Source organism: Streptomyces sp. NPDC005141 (genome assembly GCF_053599975.1).
Genome location: NZ_JBSFYW010000007.1, coordinates 65,877 through 82,501 on the forward strand (window position 1 = coordinate 65,877; position 16,625 = coordinate 82,501).

The following is a 16,625-nucleotide window of genomic DNA, read 5'->3' on the forward strand; positions in this document are numbered from 1 at the left end:
GAGAGCGCGCTCATGCCTCGGGACCGCCTTTCGTGAGGGTGTCCGTGCGCTCGGGGCGCACGATGGAGGTGAGTGCGGTGTCCACCCGGTCGAGGTGATGGGCCATGGCTTCGGTGGCGTCGTGTTCGCTGCCGTCGACCAGCGCTTCGACGATCGCCCGGTGTTCCCGGTTCGACTGCTCGCGACGGCCGCCGAGGTCGTTCAGGAAGGCCGACTGGCGTGCCAGCGCGTCGCGGATCTCCTCGATGACGCGGCGGAAGACCGGGTTCTGGGAGGCCTCGGCGATGGCGATGTGGAAGATCGTGTCCATGGCAACCCAGGCCGTGGTGTCGGTCTCCCGCTCCATCCGGTCGAGCAGATGCGCGAGGTGGTCGAGGTTCTCCGCGGTGCGGCGCAGGGCCGCGTAACCGGCGACGGGGATCTCGACATGGCGCCGCACTTCGAGCAGGTCGCCTGCCGCGTAGTCGCCGAAGGTGGGGTCCTGGACCGCGTCGGCGACCACGAAGGTGCCCTTGCCGGTGCGGGAGACGGTCAGGCCCATCACCTGGAGGGCCCGCAGTGCCTCGCGCAGCACGGGGCGGCTGACCTCGAGACGGCGGCAGAGCTCCGCCTCGGAGGGGAGTTTGTCGCCGACGGCGTGGTCGCCGCGCTCGATGGCGTCGCGGAGGTGGGTGAGCACCGCTTCCATGGCACTGACCCGCCGCGGTACCGCTCCACCTGTCTGGCTGTCTGACAGGTTCACGGACGTGATAATCCGGGCGGCCTGCCGGGATGTCAAGCGGGGCGGTGGGAAGCGCCCAGGGGGCGCGAAGCCCGGAATGCGGCTTCGCGCCCCCTGGGCGCGGCTGGTTCGTGTCCTCGGGCCGGCTCGCGCCGGCGCCAGGGGCGGTGTCAGCTGTCGAGAACTCCCGCGCCGAGCAGTCCGAAGAGCGCCACGCCGATCACGATCCGGTAGATCACGAAGGCGTTGAAGGAGTGCTTGGCGACGAACTTCAGCAGCCAGGCGATCGAGCCGTAGGCGACGACGAACGACACGAGGGTGCCGGCGAGCAGCGGGGCGGCGCCCACACCGATGCCGAGGGCGTCCTTGAGTTCGTACAGGCCCGCGCCGGTCAGGGCGGGGATGCCGAGGAAGAAGGAGAGGCGGGTGGCGGCGACGCGGTCCAGGTCGAGGATGAGCGCCGTCGACATGGTGGCGCCGGAGCGCGAGAAGCCCGGGAAGAGCAGGGCGAGGATCTGGGAGCTGCCGACCAGCATGGCGTCCTTGAACGAGGTGTCGTCCTCACCGCGCTTGTGGCGGCCCATCTGGTCGGCCGCCCACATCACACCGCTGCCGGCGATCAGGGAGCCCGCGACCACCCACAGGGAGGCCAGCGGACCCTCGATGAGCGGCTTGGCCGCGAGACCCACGACCACGATCGGGATCGTCGCGTAGATGACCCACCAGGCGAACTTGTAGTCGTGGCTGTGCCGCTCGTCCTTGTCGCGCAGCCCACGCCCCCAGGCGGAGACGATCCGCACGATGTCCTTGAAGAAGTACACGAGCACGGCGGCGATCGCGCCGACCTGGATGACCGCGGAGAAGCCGACGACGGCGTTGTCGTCGACGGGGATTCCCATCAGCCCCTCGGTGATCTTGAGGTGGCCGGTCGAGGAGACGGGGAGGAATTCGGTCACCCCCTCGACGGCTCCGAGGACGACGGCCTGACCGACGTTGATGACACTCATGGGATCCAGTTCTGAGGAGTTGGTCGACAGTGCTGTAGACGGTGCAGAAGACAGTGTCGCCTATGCGCGACGGCGCCCGGCACCTACGCCCACACGGCTTGCGCGAACGAGACCCCGGCGAACGCCGCGCCGAGGCCCGCCGTCACGCTCACTATCACGTTGGCGGCAGCGTAGAACCCCGCACCGGTCTCGGTCAGCCGCAGGGTCTCGTACGAGAACGTCGAGTACGTGGTGAGCGCCCCGCACAGACCGGTCCCGATCAGGAGTTGCAGATGCTCGGAGACCTGACCGGCCGAGGCGGCGCCGGTCAGCAGGCCCAGGATCAGGCACCCTGTCACGTTGACGACGAGGGTGCCCCAGGGGAAGACCGTATCGTGCCTCAGCTGCACCACCCGGTCGGTCAGATAGCGCAGGGGCGCGCCGACCGCGGCGCCGAGGATCACCAGCAGCCAATTCACAACGACTTCTCACTCTGCCCAGGCGTTTCGGCACCGCCGGCGCCGGATGTGTCCTCAGGTGTGCCGTCCCGCCCGACGTAGCGGATGACCTCGCAGTCGTCGAGGATCACCAGCCCCTCGGTGACGAGTTCGTCGAGCTGCGGCAGGAAGGCCCGTACGCGCTCCTCGGTGTCCACCACGATCACCGCCACCGGAAGGTCCTCGCTCAGCGAGAGCAGCCGCGAGGTGTGGATGAGGGAGGAGGCGCCGAACCCCTCGATGCCGCGGAAGACGCTGGCGCCCGCGAGGCCCGCCGCGTGGGCACGGTGCACGATCTCCGCGTAGAGCGGCTTGCGGTGCCAGGTGTCGTTCTCGCCGATGAAGATCGTCACCCGCAGGGCGCTGCCCGTCAGTCTCGTCATCGCCGCCTCCGTGCCAGGGCGCGGCGGGCCGCCGTCATCCCGAGCCACACCGCCGCGAGCGCGGCGAACAGGGTCGCGGCGAGGTAGCCGAGCCCGGTGCCCGGGTGGCCGGTGTCGACCAGTGTCCGGATGTCGACGGCGTACGTCGAGAAGGTGGTGAAGCCGCCGAGGACCCCGGTGCCGAAGAAGGGCCGTACGAGGCGGTGCGCCGCCCACGCGTCGGTGATCAGCACCATGAAGACGCCGATCACGGCACAGCCCACGACATTGATCGCGAACGTGGTCCAGGGGAAGGCACCGGCCTGGGTGGGCCACAGCAGCCCCGCTCCGTAGCGGGCCGTGGCGCCGATGGCGCCGCCGAGGGAGACCATCGCGACGACGGGGCCCTGGCCGCGCCAGGGGGACGCTCTGCGCGCGGGCGCGCGCACGGGAGTGCCGGATTCGTCGACGCGCTCGGGATGCGGGACTGTCATGTACCTGGGCTCCTACTCGCCGGGCCGGTGCGGGCGCACGGCATCGCAAGCAGGGACCGTTGGCGGCATTCCGTGCCGCGGTTCGGGTACGGCGGGCCCCACCGCCGCGCCGCGACGCAAGATCGCGGCAGGTGAACAGGATAGCGGCGGAGGTGCGGGCAGCGCACACGCGGGCCGTGCCGTGACAGGCCTCGCGCGGCGGCTCAGCCGGGGGCGCCGGGCAGATCGCAGACGGCGAGGCCGCGCTCCCAGAGACTTCCGAGGATCAGCCTGCCGTCGGCCTCGCAGACGCTGGTGACCATGCGGAATCGCGCACGGCGGCCTCGCAGGTGGTGCAGGACATGGCCCTCGTCGTCGACCGCGAGGGCGCCCATGGTGCCCGGCGGGCGGAAGGGGGCGCGCACGGCGATGCGAGCCGCGGCACGCCGGACGGCCGGGCCGCGCCGGTGCAGGAGTTCCAGGGCGCCGACGCGGGGTCCCGCGAGCGCCACCCAGATCGGACCGCCCGGGGCGCGCCAGAGGTTGTCCGGCTGGCCGGGGAGGTCGTCGAGGAAGGTCTCGGCACGGCCCGCCGACGGCCCGGTGAGCCAGTAGCGGGTGAGGCGTGACAGGCCGGTCTCCGCGAGGACGAGGAAGGACTCGTCGGCCGAGGGGGCGAGGCCGTTGGCGAACTGGAGCCCGTCCAGGAGCACTTCGGGTTCCGTCTCCCCCGGTGCGAGTCGCAGCAGGCGACCGGTACCGGCGTGTTCGACGAGGTCGCCGATCCACTGCTCGAGGGGGTAACTGCCGCTGGAGACGGTGAAGTACACCGTGCCGTCCGAGAGCGCGACGACGTTGCTGCAGAAGCGCAGGGGCACACCGGCGACCCGGTCGGCGAGGACGCGGACGACTCCGTCGTCTAGCCCGATCCGCAGCAGCCCGCGTTCGGCGTCGCACACCAACAGGGCGTTGTCCGGGAGGAGTTCGAGACCGAGCGGCCTGCCGCCCGTCTCGGCGACGACCCGGACGTCGGTGCGGGCGGGATCACCGAGCCCCTCGACGCGGACGATGCGGCCGTCCTCCAGACCGGTCAGCACCCGGCCCCGGGAGTCGGCCACCACGTCCTCGGGGCCGCGGCCGCCGAGCGGCACCAGGCGCCGGGGCAGGAGGGCGAGGGGAACCGTCGCCGTAGTGGACCCGTGTCCCACGCGCCTACCAGCCCTTCTCGAAGTAGTGACTGACCTCGGCGATGCGGAACTCGTCGCGGCGGTAGTAGGTCCGCCGTCCGAGCTTCTTGGCACGCAGCAGACCGACCCCGGTGAGGAGGTCGAGATGGGTGCGGGCCACGGCCCGGCTCACACCGAGCTTGACGGCGAGGGCCTCGGGGCTGACGCCGTCCTCGAGGAGGTCGCCACGGCGCTGCGGCGGGAAGTGGACCGCGGGGTCGCGCAACCACTCCAGGATGTCCAGCCGTTGCCCATTGACGGGCCCCTTGAGCATCTCGTCCCCCTCCGTCGTGACGGTCTCCCGCTACTGTCCCGCAGCCCGGGGCAGCACGCACGGCCTTCCACGACCCTGGCCGGAGCCGAGCGGCTCCGAAAACGCACGGGGCCCGGCCGCACCGGCGGCCGGGCCCCGTCGCGCTCAGCGGTGACTGAACAGCGACATGGCCGGAAGCGCCTTGTCGTCGAAGCCGAACAGAGCCTGGTTCTCCCATCCGTTGCCGGAGGCGGAGTCGGCCGGGTCCCAGCCGTTGCCGGTGACCGCGGTCCAGGTGGCCTCCCAGTAGAAGACGCCGAGGCCGCGGCCGTTCGGCACGGCCTCCACGATGTTCATGACGTCCCGCAGCCAGTTGGACTGCCCGGCGGTCGTGGCCGCGTAGCCGGAGACCAGTTCACCGGTCGTGTCGATCTGGTTGACGAGCGCGTCGTCGCTGTCCAGACGGAAGGGATAGGCCGTCTCTGCGAGGAAGACCGGCTTGCCGTAGCGAGCGGCCGCGTCGTCCAGGGTCGTCTGGAAGTCGTAGAGCGAGCCGTGCCAGTAACCGTAGTACGACAGGCCGATGGCGTCGAACTTCACGCCGTTGGACACCGCGCTGTCGAACCACCAGCGGGTTCCGGCGAGGTCGCCGCCCTTGGCCAGGTGCAGCGCCACCACGGTGGAGGAGCTGACCGCCTTGGCCGCGTCGTAGCCGGAGTTGAGCAGACCGGCGAGCTGCGCGAAGCTGTCGGTGGAGCCCTCGGACCAGAGCATGCCGCCGTTGATCTCGTTGCCGATCTGCACCATGTCGGCCGTGGTGCCCTGCGCCTTCAGGGCACCCAGCACGTCGTACGTGTGGTTGTAGACGTCCGTCTTCAACTGGCTGTACGAGTGTCCCGACCAGGCGGCCGGCTTGGTCTGGGTGCCGGGGTCGGCCCAGGTGTCCGAGTAGTGGAAGTCCACCAGGAGCTTCATGCCCTGCGCCTTGACGCGCTTGGCCGTCGCGAGGACGCGGGCCTTGTTGTTGTAGCCGTCGGCCGGGTTCACCCAGACCTTGAGGCGCGCGTAGTTCATCCCGGAGGACTTGAGGATGGCGAGCGCGTCACCGGTGGTGCCGGAACTGGTCTTGTAGACCCCGCCGAAGGCCTCGCTCTTGGCGAGGGAGGAGATGTCGGAGCCCTTGACGGTCAGTCCGGTGGTGCCGGAGGTGAACGTCAGGTCGTCGACGTTGATCCAGTTCCCGGCCTTGGCGTCGGAGTAGACGCTGATCGTGCACTGGTTGCCCGTCACGGCGACGGGAACGACCAGGTGGATCCACCCGCTCGCGGAGACGGGCAGATCGGTGCGCTGCTCGGTGCCGCCGCAGTTCTTCAGGGCGAGGTAGGCGGAGTTCTGTCCGCCGCCCGAGCGCACCCACGCGGTGAGTTTGTAGTTCCCGTTGGTCAGCCCGGAGAGGTACTGGTACGTCTCCACCTTGTACGCCGAGGCGGAGTAGTGGCTGAGGCGGTAACTCCCGCCGTGGCCACCGGCTTCGACGTACGAGGCGCCGGTGTCGCCGTACTCCGACCAGCCGCTGGGCGCCGCGGCGCCGGCTCCGTCGGCCTCGAATCCGGCGTTGGTCAGGGTGCTCGCCGCCTGCGCGGTCTGCGCGGGGAGGGCGGTGAGGGCGAGCCCGGCCGCAAGCGGCAGCAGCAGAGCCCTGAGTGTGCGTCTGGGATGGAACATCATCGTCCGTCGTCCCTTCGACGTGGTGGGGAGTGGGTGCCCCCGGTGGATCCGGGGGCGAACCCCTCCGCCCGCGGCTTCATGGCTCACACGGGCGGAGGGGAGTCGGCTCGCCGTCGAGCACCTTGACTCGGACGGCAGTTGGAGCGACCGGCGGACCGCGCGACCCGGACGGATCGGAGGCGGTGACCCCGGGTTGCGCGGCTTGAACGGCTGGGGGGAACAGCCGGGTTGAGACCCCGGACGGCTCCGGGGCGGTCACCGGGTTGGGCGGCCTGAACGATGGGGGGCGTTCACCGGATTGCGATCCCGACGGCTCCGGGGCGGTCACCGGATTGCGCGACCTGAACGGCCGGGTCCGATCACCAGGTTGGGAGCCCGCCGGCTCGGGGGTCGTCGCGGGGCCGCGACCTGGACGGCTGTGCGGGTGTTCCGGCGGGCTGGGCGGCCGGAGGACTTCGCTGCCGCCTCCGAGTGGCGCCCTGGACGGTTACCGGCGCCGCCGCCGGGATTCCGGCCGGGACGGCCGCCGCGCCGCGGCCGGGTCACGGCCGGGCGGCACGGAGTGCGGCCACCGGCCCTCCGGCCCACTGGACGCGAGCGATGCTGCGCAAGCCCCGCATCCCGAAGCGGAGTTGGTGACGTCCGCGCCCGCCGGGCGACGCGCACGGCCGTCACCCCGGTCAGTCGTCGAGGCGCACGACCCGCACCGTGCCGGCCGGAACCGCGAGGCGGCCCGCGGCGCGTTCGCCCGTCAGGAGCTCGGTGCCGTGCGCGTCCAGCGGCACCTTGGCGTCCGACGAGGTGTGGTTGACGGCGAACACATAGGTGCCCGACTCACCGGCACGGCGCACCACTTCGACATCGCGGGGCAGATCGGCACGCGGCGCGACGCGGGCGTCGTCGGCCGCCCGGCCGATCAGGGCGTCCAAGCCCGCCGCTCCGAGACGCGTCGACACGTACCAGGCCGAACCGGCGCCGAGGCGGTGCCGGGTGACCGCCGGGTGACCGGCGGTGAGCCCGTCGGCGTACGTCCAGACGATCTCGGCACCGCGCGGCACCACGAACTCGGTCCATACGTCGCCCGTGAGTTCGGAGCCGTCGGGCCCGGTGATCCGGACCAGCTCGTCCTGGAGCAGCGGGGAGAACTCCTCTACGGTCAGGCCGAGTACGTCCCGCAGGGCGCCGGGGTGGGGGCCCTCGTGCACGGCGTCGTGTTCGTCGACGATGCCGGAGAAGTACGAGACGACGAGCGTGCCGCCGTTGTCGACGTACTCCCTGAGGTTGTTCCCCGCGGCCTCGGTCATCAGGTAGAGGGCGGGTACGACGACAAGGGGATAGGCCGACAAGTCGGCTTCCGGGTGGGCGAAGTCGACCGTGAGGTGGCGGTCGTAGAGGGCGGCGTAGAAGGCGTCGGCGCGCTCGCGTGCGTCGTGGTCCTCGCTGGGGCGCCACTGGAGGCTCTGCGCCCACCAGGACTGCCAGTCCCACAGAACGGCGACGTCGGCGACCGTGCGGGTGCCCTTGACGGAGGCCAACGAGTCGATGGACGCGCCGAGTTCGACGACCTCGCGCCATACCCGTGAGTCGGTGCCGGCGTGCGGCAGCATCGAGGAGTGGAACTTCTCGGCGCCGCGCCGGGATTGCCGCCATTGGAAGAACATGGCGCCCTCGGAGCCGCGCGCCACGTGGGAGAGGGAGTTGCGGCCCATCTGTCCGGGCGCCTTGGCGGGGTTGCGGGGCTGCCAGTTGACGCCCGAGGTGGAGTGTTCGAGGAGCAGCCAGGGGGCGCCGCCCGCGACGGATCGGGTGAGGTCGGCGGCCATCGCGAGGTTCACGTGGGTGCGGCGGCCGTCGGTCATCAGGTAGTGGTCGTTGGTGACGAGGTCGACCTCGCGGCCCCACGCCCAGTAGTCGATGGAGTCGCACTGGCTGAGGGCCGTCATGAAGTTGGTGGTGACGGGGATGCCCGGCGCGAGGCGGTGGAGGATGTCCCGTTCGGCCACGAAGTTCTCGCGCATGGTCGCGTCGGCGAACCGCTTGTAGTCCAGCGCCTGGGCCGGATTGCCGACGGTCGGGGTCACGCGCGGCGGGTCGATCTGGTCGAAGCCGGCGTAGCGCTGGCCCCAGAAGGCGGTCCCCCAGGCCTCGTTGAGCGCGTCGATCGTGCCGTAGGTGCCGGTGAGCCACCGGCGGAAGTGCGCGGCGCAGGACGCGCAGTAGCAGGCCGAGACGGGGACGCCGTACTCGTTGTGGACGTGCCACAGGGCGAGCGCGGGGTGGTCGGCGTAGCGGGTCGCGAGCCGGGTGGTGATGGAGGCGGCGGCGGCGCGGTAGTCGGTGTTGCTGTGACAGATGGCGCCGCGTGAGCCGAAGGCGTAGCGGGTGCCGTCGGCGGCCACGGGGAGCGCTTCGGGGTGTTCGCGGTAGAACCAGGCGGGCGGCGCGACGGTGGGGGTGCCCAGGTCCGCGCGTATGCCGTTCTCGTGCAGCAGGTCGAGCAGACGGTCGAGCCAGCCGAACTCGTAGGTGCCCGGAACCGGTTCGAGCAGCGCCCAGGAGAAGATCCCGACGCTCACCATCGTGACGCCCGCCTCGCGCATCAGCCGGACGTCCTCGGGCCAGACGCTTTCCGGCCACTGCTCGGGGTTGTAGTCCCCACCGAAGGCGAGCCCGGTGAGGCCCTTGGGGTTGGTCTCCGGCATGGATCTCTCCCGTGTAATCGATCATTTGGGAACGTGCACACACAGCGCCAGCGGCGTGAGTCCAACATAACCGCACAGCAACAACCATTGACAAGTGTCCGGGATGTTTCTCTACTGTGAACGCTCACAGAAGCACCGCGAGGGTGCCGAAGGGGGAGCTCCGGTGTCGAGAGGCGACCGTGCGAAGGCCCGAAAGGCCGGGCGCGAGGCCGTTTCCAGGTACCGACGGACGCGCCCCCGAAGGCGAACCGCGCAAGCACAGGGCAGGCCTCCGCAGCAGGCGGGGGCCCAGGTCAGGGGAGAACGTTCCATGCCCAACACGAAGCACAGCCGCCTCGTGGCCAGCACCATCGCCGTCGTCCTCGGCGCCACCTCGCTCGCCGCCTGCGGCTCGTCGGACGACGACAAGAGCGAAACCCAGTCCGGACCCGCGTCGCTGACGTACTGGAGCTGGGCGCCGGGCATGGACAAGGTCGTCGACCTCTGGAACAAGGGGCCGGGGAAGAAGCAGCAGATCACCGTCACGGTGAAGAAGCAGGCGTCGGGCGACGATCTCGTCACCAAGATCATCACCGCGCACAAGGCGAAGAAGGCACCGGACCTGGTCCAGGCCGAGTACCAGGCCCTGCCGACGCTGGTCAGCAATGACGCCCTCGCCGACATAGCCGGCGAGTCCAAGGAGGCCAAGAGCAAGTTCGCCGACGGCGTCTGGCAGCAGACGACCCTGGGGACGGACGCGGTCTACGCGATCCCGCAGGACATCGGCCCGATGATGTTCTACTACCGCGCGGACCTGTTCAAGAAGTACGGCCTGACCGTCCCGACCACCTGGGAGGAGTTCGCCGACACCGCCCGCGCGCTGAAGAAGAAGGCGCCGGACAGGGCCCTGACCACCTTCTCCGCCAATGACTCGGGCCTCTTCGCCGGTCTGGCCCAGCAGGCGGGCGCCCAGTGGTGGACCACCTCCGGCGACAAGTGGAAGGTCGGGATCGACGACACGGCCACCCGCAAGGTCGCCGACTTCTGGGGAGGTCTCGTCAAGGAGGGCGCGATCGACAACCAGCCCATGTACCAGCCCGCCTGGAACAAGGCACTGAACACCGGCAAGCAGATCGCCTGGGTCAGCGCCGTGTGGGCACCCGGCACCCTCACCACGGCTGCCCCTGACACCAAGGGCAAGTGGGCGATGGCCCCGCTGCCGCAGTGGTCGGGCAGCGACAACGTCACCGGCAGCTGGGGCGGCTCCTCCACGGCCGTCACCACGGACTCCCAGCACAAGGCGGCCGCCGCGAAGTTCGCGTCCTGGCTGAACACGGACCCGCAGGCGGTGGCCGCGCTGGCCAAGGAGAGCGGCATCTACCCGGCGTCCACCAACGCCCAGCTCAGTGACGCCTTCTCGCAGCCGCCGGCCTTCTTCTCCAACCAGCCGGACTTCTACACGAAGGCCTCGGAGATCGCCAAGACCACCGCCCCGTCCGCGTGGGGCCCGAACGTGAACGTCGCCTACACGTCCTTCAACGACGCCTTCGGCGCGGCCTCCAAGAACAAGTCGGACTTCGGTGCCGCTCTGAAGACCATGCAGGACACCACCGTCGCCGACCTGAAGAAGCAGGGCTTCGGGGTCGCTCAGTGACGACCGCACGCCGGAAGCCGTACGGGGTCAAGGGGGCCCCGTACGGCTTTCTCCTCCCCGCGACGATCCTCTTCGTCCTCTTCTTCGCCCTGCCCATCGGCTACGCGCTCTGGCTGAGCCTGCACAAGGTCCAGGTCAAGGGCCTCGGTCTGGGCTCCGGCGCCCGCAAGGAGGTCTGGGCGGGCCTCAGGAACTACACCGACGCGCTGACCGACAGCGAACTGATCGACGGCGCGCTGCGCGTGGCGGGCTACGGCGCCATCGTGGTGCCGGTGATGCTCGGCCTCGCGCTGCTCTTCGCGCTGATGCTCGACGCGGACAAGGTGCGCCTCGCCCCCTTCACCCGGCTCGCGATCTTCCTGCCGTACGCCATCCCGGGCGTCGTCGCGGCCATGCTGTGGGGCTTCCTGTACCTCCCGGACGTCAGCCCCTTCTACTTCGTCCTCGACAAGCTGGGCATGCCGCAGCCGAACCTGCTGGACGGCGGCCCGCTGTACTTCGCGCTGTCGAACATCGCGGTCTGGGGCGGCACCGGCTTCAACATGATCGTCATCTACACCGCGCTCCAGGCCATCCCGGCCGAGGTGTACGAGGCTGCGAGGCTCGACGGCGCCACCCCGCTGCAGACCGCCCTGCGGATCAAGATCCCGATGGTGGCGCCCTCCCTGGTGCTCACCTTCTTCTTCTCGATCATCGCCACCCTCCAGGTGTTCAGCGAGCCGACCACCCTCAAGCCGCTCACCAACTCCGTCTCCACGACGTGGAGTCCGCTGATGAAGGTCTACCGGGACGCGTTCGGCGCCGGTGACATCTACGCGGCCGCCGCCGAGGCCGTGATCATCGCCGTGGTCACCCTGATCCTGTCCTTCGGCTTCCTGCGCGCCGCGAACTCCCGTACCAAGCAGGAGGAAGCACGATGAGTTCTCTGGCCGTCCGCAAGGCGGCGCCGGCCGCGGGCACGAGCCCCGGCACCGCGCGGGGGCCGCTCCTGCGCCACCGGATCGCCCTGGTCCCGACCCTCACACTGCTGCTCGGCGCGCTCTACTGCCTGCTGCCCGTCGCGTGGGTGGTGATCGCGGCGACCAAGTCGGGCCGCGAGCTGTTCTCGACGTTCACGTTCCTGCCGGGCACCGGCTTCACCCAGAACGTCAAGGACCTCAACGCCTACCGCGACGGCATCTACTGGAAGTGGATGGGCAACTCCGCCCTCTACGCCGGTCTCGGCGCCCTGCTGTCGACGGCCGTCTCGGCGATCAGCGGCTACGCCCTGGCGATCTACCGCTTCCGGGGCCGCGAGACCATCTTCAGCATCCTCATGGCCGGTGTGCTGATGCCGCCGGTGATCCTCGCGATCCCGCAGTACCTGCTCCTCGCCAAGGCGGACCTGACGGACTCGTACGCGTCGGTGCTCCTGCCCCTCGTCCTCTCCCCGTACGGCGTCTACCTCGCCCGGATCTACGCCTCCGCCGCCGTCCCCGGTGACGTGGTCGAGGCCGGACGGATGGACGGCGCCGGCGAGTGGCGGATCTTCACCCGGGTCGCGCTGCCCATGATGGTGCCCGGTCTGGTGACGGTGTTCCTGTTCCAGTTCGTGGCCGTGTGGAACAACTTCCTGCTCCCCTACATCATGCTCAGCGACGACGAGAAGTTCCCGATCACGCTCGGCCTGTTCACCCTCCTCCAGCAGGGCTCCAACACTCCGGCGCTGTACACCCTGGTGATCACCGGCGCCCTGCTCGCGATCATCCCGCTGGTCGCGCTGTTCCTGGTCATCCAGCGCTTCTGGAGCCTCGACCTGCTGTCCGGAGCCGTAAAATCATGACCTTGGCTTCCTCCCCCGTCTAAAGGCGGGGGATTCCAGCGGTCACCCGCCGGGATTCCTGCTTCGCCGACGACCGCCCCGTCCGGGAGGACTCCCTTTGAGGTCTTACACCGTCTCCACAGGCAGACACGGCCAGCCCGGCCGCGAGAACGTTCTTCGCCGCGTTCACGTCGCGGTCATGCACCGTGCCGCACTCGCACGTCCATGTACGGACATGCAGCGGCAGCTTCGCCCGGATCGTGCCGCAGTTCCCGCACAGCTTGCTGGAGGGGAACCAGCGGTCGATCACGACGAATTCGCGCCCGTACCAGGCGCACTTGTACTCCAGCATCCCCCGCAGCTCACGCCAGGCCACGTCCGAGATTGCTCGGGCGAGCCCGTGGTTCTCGACCATGTTGCGGACGGTGAGGTCCTCGATCACGACCGTTTGGTTCTCACGGACGAGACGAGTAGTCAGCTTGTGCAGGTGATCGCGGCGCCGGTCGGCGATCCGGGCATGAACCTTGGCCACCTCGCGGCGAGCCTTGGCCCGGTTCTTGCCGTCACCTTCGGCCTTGCGGGACAGCTCCCGCTGGGCCCTCGCCAGGCGGGCCCGGTCACGGCGTTCGTGCCTCGGGTTGGTGATCTTCTCCCCGGTGGACAGGGTCGCCAGGGACGTGATCCCCGCGTCGATCCCGACAGCGGCCGTGGTGGCCGGTGCCGCGGGGACCGTGTCGTCGCAGAGCAGCGACACGAACCAGCGTCCGGCCGCGTCCTGGGACACCGTCACCGTGGACGGCTGTGCGCCTTCCGGGAGCGGCCTCGACCACACGATGTCCAGGGGCTCACGCATCTTGGCGAGCGTGAGAGCGCCGTCGCGGTAGCGGAACGCCGAGCTGGTGTACTCCGCCGAACGGCGGGACTTCTTGCGCGACTTGAACCGCGGGTACTTCGCCCGCCCCTCGAAAAAGCTGGTGAACGCACCCTGCAGATGCCTCAGGCACTGCTGCAAAGGGACCGAGGACACCTCGGACAGGAAGGCGAGTTCTTCGGTCTTCTTCCACGCGGTGAGCATCGCCGAGGTCGCGTTGTAGTTGACCCTCTCCTGCCGCCGGTACCACGCGGCGGTACGGGCCTCGAGGGCCAGGTTGTAGACCTTCCGCACGCACCCGAAGGTGCGCGACAGCTCCGCCGCCTGCGTATCCGTCGGATAGAAGCGGAACTTGAACGCCCGCTTCACCTCTTTGGCCACGTCTCACAAACTACCACAACAGATTGTGATCACCTGCGGACTTTAGGTGATGAGCGACGATCCGCCCCGGCGGCAAATCGTCTCCCCCTGCCCCACTCCGCAGGCAATCCGATTCCTCCCCGGCTTGAACCGGGGTTTCCCCGGAGGCATCCGATGAGCAACATGGGAGGCCGGCGCAAGCCGCCGACGATCCACGACGTCGCGCGTGAGGCGGGTGTCTCGCGGGGCACCGTCTCGCGTGTGCTCAACGGCGGGCACTACGTCAGCCCCTCGGCGGCAGAGGCGGTCAACGCCGCCATCCGCAGGACGGGCTACGTCGTGAACCGGCATGCCCGCTCACTGATCACCGGACGGTCCGACTCTGTCGGTTTCCTGCTGACCGAGCCCCAGGAGCGGTTCTTCGAGGACCCGAACTTCAACGTCCTGCTGCGCGGCTGCACCCAGGCGCTCGCCGCGCACGACGTACCCCTCCTGCTGATGCTCGCCGGCACCCAGGACGAGCGGCGGCGCATCACGCGGTACATCACGGCGGGCCATGTCGACGGGGTGCTGCTGGTCTCCAGCCACTCCGGCGATCCGGTCGCCGAGGAACTGCGCGAGGCGGGTGTGCCGCTCGTCGCGTGCGGCAAGCCCATCGGCCTCGGGTCGAAGGTGAGCTACGTCGCCGCCGACGACCGGGACGGCGCCCGGGACATGGTCGCGCACCTGCTCTCCCTCGGACGGCGCCGGATCGGTATGGTCACCGGCCCGCTGGACACCCCCGGCGGAGTCGAGCGCCTCGCGGGCTACCGGGAGGTGCTCGCCGAGGCGGGCGTCGAGGCCGACGACCGTCTGATCGCCTCCGGCGACTACAGCCGCGCCAGCGGCGAGGCGGGCGCCGAACGGCTCCTCGACCGCGCCCCGGACATGGACGCCGTGTTCGTCGCCTCCGACCTGATGGCCCAGGGAGTGCTGGCCGCGCTGCGCAAGGCCGGCCGGCAGGTCCCGGAGGACGTCGCGGTCGGCGGCTTCGACGACTCCCCCGCCGCCACGGCCGCCACCCCGGCCCTCACCACCATCCGCCAGCCCTGGGACCGCATCAGCTCCGAGATGGTCCGGGTGCTCCTCGCCCAGATCGGCGGCGAGGATCCGGCGGCGGTGATCCTGCCGACGGAACTGGTGCGCCGCGAGTCCACCTGAAGGCCACACCGGAGCATGCCGGGGCGCGCCCGAGTGGCCGCCCCGGACCTGCCCCGGAAACACGGGGGCCCCTGGACCGGATCTCTCCCGGGGCCCGGCTCCGCTGCGGGCAGGTCCGGCGCGCCGGTCAGGATTCGAGAAGCCATACGCGCGTCCCCCGGCTTAGCGTGAAACGACCGTCGGAACGCCGGCGGCACGACAGCCGGCCGACGCGGCCGCCACTCACCACGAGGAGTCGGGATGACCACCGGAGTCAAGACGATCATCTACCCCGTCAAGGACATCGCGAAGGCAAAGGCTCTGTTCACCGCACTGCTGGGGGTGGAGCCGTATGTGGACGAGCCGTACTACGTCGGTTTCAAGGACGCGGGTCAGGATGTCGGCCTCGACCCGAACGGCCACGCCAAGGGGCTGACCGGACCGGTCCCCTTCTGGCACGTCGACGACATCAAGGAGTCCCTGTCGGCCCTGCTCGGCGCCGGCGCCGAGACGCTCCAGGAGCTCCAGGACGTGGGCAATGGCAGGCTGGTCGCGTCGGTGAAGGACGCGGAGGGCAACCAGATCGGGCTGATCCAGGACCCCACCACCTGACAGACAGGCCCACCTGGCCTTCCGAACGTGGGCCGACGGCGACTGGATACGGGTGACGGTGACCGGGGAAGGACGGCAGTGACCGGGTGGGGGCGAGTGGCGACTGAATGCAGGCACACTAGTTGCACACTCAACTACCGGCCGAATCTCTGTTACCGTTCAGTTATGGCTACGCAGACGTCCAGTGCCCGCCTGGAGGACCAGTGGCGGGACATCCTCTCGGTGCACGCGCGCACGATGTGCGAGATCGACCGCGTGCTGCATCCGCACGGCCTCGGAGCCAGTGACTTCGAGGTCCTGGACATCCTCGCCTCGGGCACCGTCTCGGAGCCCGGCGAGCAGTGCCGGGTACAGAACATCGCGGGCCGGGTCCATCTGAGCCAGAGCGCGCTGTCCCGGCTCATCGGCCGGCTGGAGAAGGACGGCCTGGTGGAACGCACCGTCTGCCAGGAGGACCGCCGCGGAGTGTGGGTGGCCCTCACCTCGAAGGGCCGCGACCTGCACGCCGAGGTGCTCCCCCTGCAGCGGTCGGTGCTCGCCCGCATGCTGCGCGACTGACGTCCTCGGCAGCACGAACGCGGCACCGTCCGGCAGGGCTCCGCCGCCGTCAGCCCTGTGGCCGGGCCAGCAGCGTGCGCACCCCCTCGGAGGTGAGGGTCAGTCCGTGCGGTGAGCTGGCGTCGATCGTGAGGGCCAGATCGTCCGACGGCCACTGGGAGGCGAGCGCACCGAGAGGCACGAGACGGTAGCGGGAGACGGACGGCAGGAGCTCGGCCATCTCCAGCTCGGAGGTGAACACCGGAACCACCTGTTCCCCGCCCGGCTGGTCCAGGACGGGCAGTGCGACGGCCGTGGGATCGGCGACGTCCGCGTCGGAGACGTCGTCCGGCACGGGCACGAGCACATCGCTGCCGGCGAGCGTGGCCAGCGCCGCGGGGTCCTGGGTGTTCTCGGCGAGGGTGTTAAGTGCCTCCTGTGCGGGTGTCGCCGCGGCTGCGGTGGGGTGGTGGTTGTTCAAGGGCGTGTCCATGGCAGATCCCGGGGTAGTGGTGGGCGGGCGGCCACCCGGGCCGGTCTCGCTCCCGGGCGCATCGACCGACGCGTACCCAACGCACACCACGCCATTCATTCTGGTCCTCCCCTTCGGGACCGGGAGCCGCGATCCCTTGTCCCGCCTGGGGAAAGAAGCAGCGATCCGCTGTCCGGCCCGGGGCCGGAGGC

Annotated in this window: 17 protein-coding genes; 6 read left to right on the top strand and 11 right to left on the bottom strand. The window is 70.0% G+C overall.

Translation table 11 applies throughout. The features are described from left to right. Positions 1–10: 10 nt before the first annotated feature. The 9 genes from ACWD68_RS07835 to ACWD68_RS07875 all read right to left on the bottom strand — a co-directional run bounded on the left by ACWD68_RS07835 (position 11) and on the right by ACWD68_RS07875 (position 8,948). The gene (locus ACWD68_RS07835) at positions 11–688 is read right to left on the bottom strand and encodes a FadR/GntR family transcriptional regulator (RefSeq protein ID WP_451805709.1); all 678 of its coding nucleotides are present in this window, start codon (positions 686–688) and stop codon (positions 11–13) included. A 203-nt stretch (positions 689–891) separates the two neighbouring features. After that, positions 892–1,728: an undecaprenyl-diphosphate phosphatase gene (locus ACWD68_RS07840; protein WP_451805582.1), complete on the bottom strand. Its 837-nt coding sequence runs from the start codon at positions 1,726–1,728 to the stop codon at positions 892–894. A gap of 83 nt (positions 1,729–1,811) precedes the next feature. Further along, positions 1,812–2,186, bottom strand: a complete 375-nt coding sequence (gene crcB / locus ACWD68_RS07845; protein ID WP_451805583.1) for a fluoride efflux transporter CrcB — start codon at positions 2,184–2,186, stop codon at positions 1,812–1,814. Then, complete coding sequence (locus tag ACWD68_RS07850) at positions 2,183–2,587, bottom strand: DUF190 domain-containing protein (protein ID WP_451805584.1); 405 nt, start codon at positions 2,585–2,587, stop codon at positions 2,183–2,185. Before ACWD68_RS07850 ends, crcB (ACWD68_RS07845) begins: the two co-directional genes overlap by 4 nt. Then, entirely contained in the window at positions 2,584–3,060 is a 477-nt protein-coding gene (gene crcB / locus ACWD68_RS07855; protein WP_451805585.1) for a fluoride efflux transporter CrcB, read from the bottom strand. Before crcB (ACWD68_RS07855) ends, ACWD68_RS07850 begins: the two co-directional genes overlap by 4 nt. Positions 3,061–3,263: 203 nt before the next feature. Continuing rightward, a complete protein-coding gene (locus ACWD68_RS07860; RefSeq protein ID WP_451805586.1) occupies positions 3,264–4,247 on the bottom strand; it encodes an SMP-30/gluconolactonase/LRE family protein in 984 nt (327 codons plus the stop codon). A 4-nt stretch (positions 4,248–4,251) separates the two neighbouring features. Beyond that, complete coding sequence (locus tag ACWD68_RS07865; RefSeq protein WP_451805587.1) at positions 4,252–4,539, bottom strand: ArsR/SmtB family transcription factor; 288 nt, start codon at positions 4,537–4,539, stop codon at positions 4,252–4,254. 144 nt (positions 4,540–4,683) lie between these two features. Further along, positions 4,684–6,243, bottom strand: coding sequence for a glycoside hydrolase family 53 protein (locus tag ACWD68_RS07870; protein WP_451805710.1), 1,560 nt, complete (start codon positions 6,241–6,243; stop codon positions 4,684–4,686). Between the two features lie 683 nt (positions 6,244–6,926). Further along, the gene (locus ACWD68_RS07875) at positions 6,927–8,948 is read right to left on the bottom strand and encodes a beta-galactosidase (protein WP_451805588.1); all 2,022 of its coding nucleotides are present in this window, start codon (positions 8,946–8,948) and stop codon (positions 6,927–6,929) included. Positions 8,949–9,258: 310 nt separating this feature from the next. Between ACWD68_RS07875 and ACWD68_RS07880 the strand changes: the two genes are divergently transcribed. Genes ACWD68_RS07880 through ACWD68_RS07890 form a run of 3 tightly spaced genes read left to right on the top strand, consistent with a single transcriptional unit; the run spans position 9,259 to position 12,403 of the window. Continuing rightward, positions 9,259–10,581: an ABC transporter substrate-binding protein gene (locus ACWD68_RS07880; RefSeq protein WP_451805589.1), complete on the top strand. Its 1,323-nt coding sequence runs from the start codon at positions 9,259–9,261 to the stop codon at positions 10,579–10,581. Further along, positions 10,578–11,501 carry a carbohydrate ABC transporter permease gene (locus ACWD68_RS07885; protein WP_451805590.1) on the top strand — a complete coding sequence of 308 codons (924 nt, stop codon included), beginning with the start codon at positions 10,578–10,580 and terminating at the stop codon, positions 11,499–11,501. Before ACWD68_RS07880 ends, ACWD68_RS07885 begins: the two co-directional genes overlap by 4 nt. Next, entirely contained in the window at positions 11,498–12,403 is a 906-nt protein-coding gene (locus tag ACWD68_RS07890) for a carbohydrate ABC transporter permease (protein WP_451805591.1), read from the top strand. Before ACWD68_RS07885 ends, ACWD68_RS07890 begins: the two co-directional genes overlap by 4 nt. Before the next feature lie 19 nt (positions 12,404–12,422). On the opposite strand, the gene ACWD68_RS07895 is transcribed toward ACWD68_RS07890, so the two are convergent. Further along, on the bottom strand, positions 12,423–13,634 hold the full coding sequence (locus ACWD68_RS07895; RefSeq protein ID WP_451805592.1) for an RNA-guided endonuclease InsQ/TnpB family protein: 1,212 nt from the start codon (positions 13,632–13,634) through the stop codon (positions 12,423–12,425). 153 nt (positions 13,635–13,787) lie between these two features. Between ACWD68_RS07895 and ACWD68_RS07900 the strand changes: the two genes are divergently transcribed. The 3 genes from ACWD68_RS07900 to ACWD68_RS07910 all read left to right on the top strand — a co-directional run bounded on the left by ACWD68_RS07900 (position 13,788) and on the right by ACWD68_RS07910 (position 15,962). Further along, the gene (locus ACWD68_RS07900; RefSeq protein WP_451805593.1) at positions 13,788–14,813 is read left to right on the top strand and encodes a LacI family DNA-binding transcriptional regulator; all 1,026 of its coding nucleotides are present in this window, start codon (positions 13,788–13,790) and stop codon (positions 14,811–14,813) included. A gap of 240 nt (positions 14,814–15,053) precedes the next feature. After that, positions 15,054–15,404, top strand: coding sequence for a VOC family protein (locus ACWD68_RS07905; RefSeq protein WP_451805594.1), 351 nt, complete (start codon positions 15,054–15,056; stop codon positions 15,402–15,404). A 165-nt stretch (positions 15,405–15,569) separates the two neighbouring features. Next, positions 15,570–15,962, top strand: a complete 393-nt coding sequence (locus ACWD68_RS07910) for a MarR family winged helix-turn-helix transcriptional regulator (RefSeq protein ID WP_451805595.1) — start codon at positions 15,570–15,572, stop codon at positions 15,960–15,962. 49 nt (positions 15,963–16,011) lie between these two features. Here the strand turns inward: ACWD68_RS07910 and ACWD68_RS07915 are convergent, their stop codons facing one another. Continuing rightward, the gene (locus ACWD68_RS07915; protein ID WP_451805596.1) at positions 16,012–16,434 is read right to left on the bottom strand and encodes an SseB family protein; all 423 of its coding nucleotides are present in this window, start codon (positions 16,432–16,434) and stop codon (positions 16,012–16,014) included. Positions 16,435–16,625 lie beyond the last annotated feature (191 nt).

Excerpts from the sequence above, each read along its gene's own strand:
- ACWD68_RS07840 (WP_451805582.1), bottom strand. The coding sequence starts at position 1,728 with ATGAGTGTCATCAACGTCGGTCAGGCCGTCGTCCTCGGAGCCGTCGAG.
- ACWD68_RS07870 (WP_451805710.1), bottom strand. The coding sequence starts at position 6,243 with ATGTTCCATCCCAGACGCACACTCAGGGCTCTGCTGCTGCCGCTTGCG.
- ACWD68_RS07900 (WP_451805593.1), top strand. The coding sequence starts at position 13,788 with ATGAGCAACATGGGAGGCCGGCGCAAGCCGCCGACGATCCACGACGTC.
- crcB (WP_451805585.1), bottom strand. The coding sequence starts at position 3,060 with ATGACAGTCCCGCATCCCGAGCGCGTCGACGAATCCGGCACTCCCGTG.
- ACWD68_RS07865 (WP_451805587.1), bottom strand. The coding sequence starts at position 4,539 with ATGCTCAAGGGGCCCGTCAATGGGCAACGGCTGGACATCCTGGAGTGG.
- ACWD68_RS07890 (WP_451805591.1), top strand. The coding sequence starts at position 11,498 with ATGAGTTCTCTGGCCGTCCGCAAGGCGGCGCCGGCCGCGGGCACGAGC.
- ACWD68_RS07880 (WP_451805589.1), top strand. The coding sequence starts at position 9,259 with ATGCCCAACACGAAGCACAGCCGCCTCGTGGCCAGCACCATCGCCGTC.
- ACWD68_RS07850 (WP_451805584.1), bottom strand. The coding sequence starts at position 2,587 with ATGACGAGACTGACGGGCAGCGCCCTGCGGGTGACGATCTTCATCGGC.
- ACWD68_RS07915 (WP_451805596.1), bottom strand. The coding sequence starts at position 16,434 with ATGGACACGCCCTTGAACAACCACCACCCCACCGCAGCCGCGGCGACA.
- ACWD68_RS07835 (WP_451805709.1), bottom strand. The coding sequence starts at position 688 with ATGGAAGCGGTGCTCACCCACCTCCGCGACGCCATCGAGCGCGGCGAC.
- ACWD68_RS07905 (WP_451805594.1), top strand. The coding sequence starts at position 15,054 with ATGACCACCGGAGTCAAGACGATCATCTACCCCGTCAAGGACATCGCG.
- ACWD68_RS07910 (WP_451805595.1), top strand. The coding sequence starts at position 15,570 with ATGGCTACGCAGACGTCCAGTGCCCGCCTGGAGGACCAGTGGCGGGAC.
- ACWD68_RS07875 (WP_451805588.1), bottom strand. The coding sequence starts at position 8,948 with ATGCCGGAGACCAACCCCAAGGGCCTCACCGGGCTCGCCTTCGGTGGG.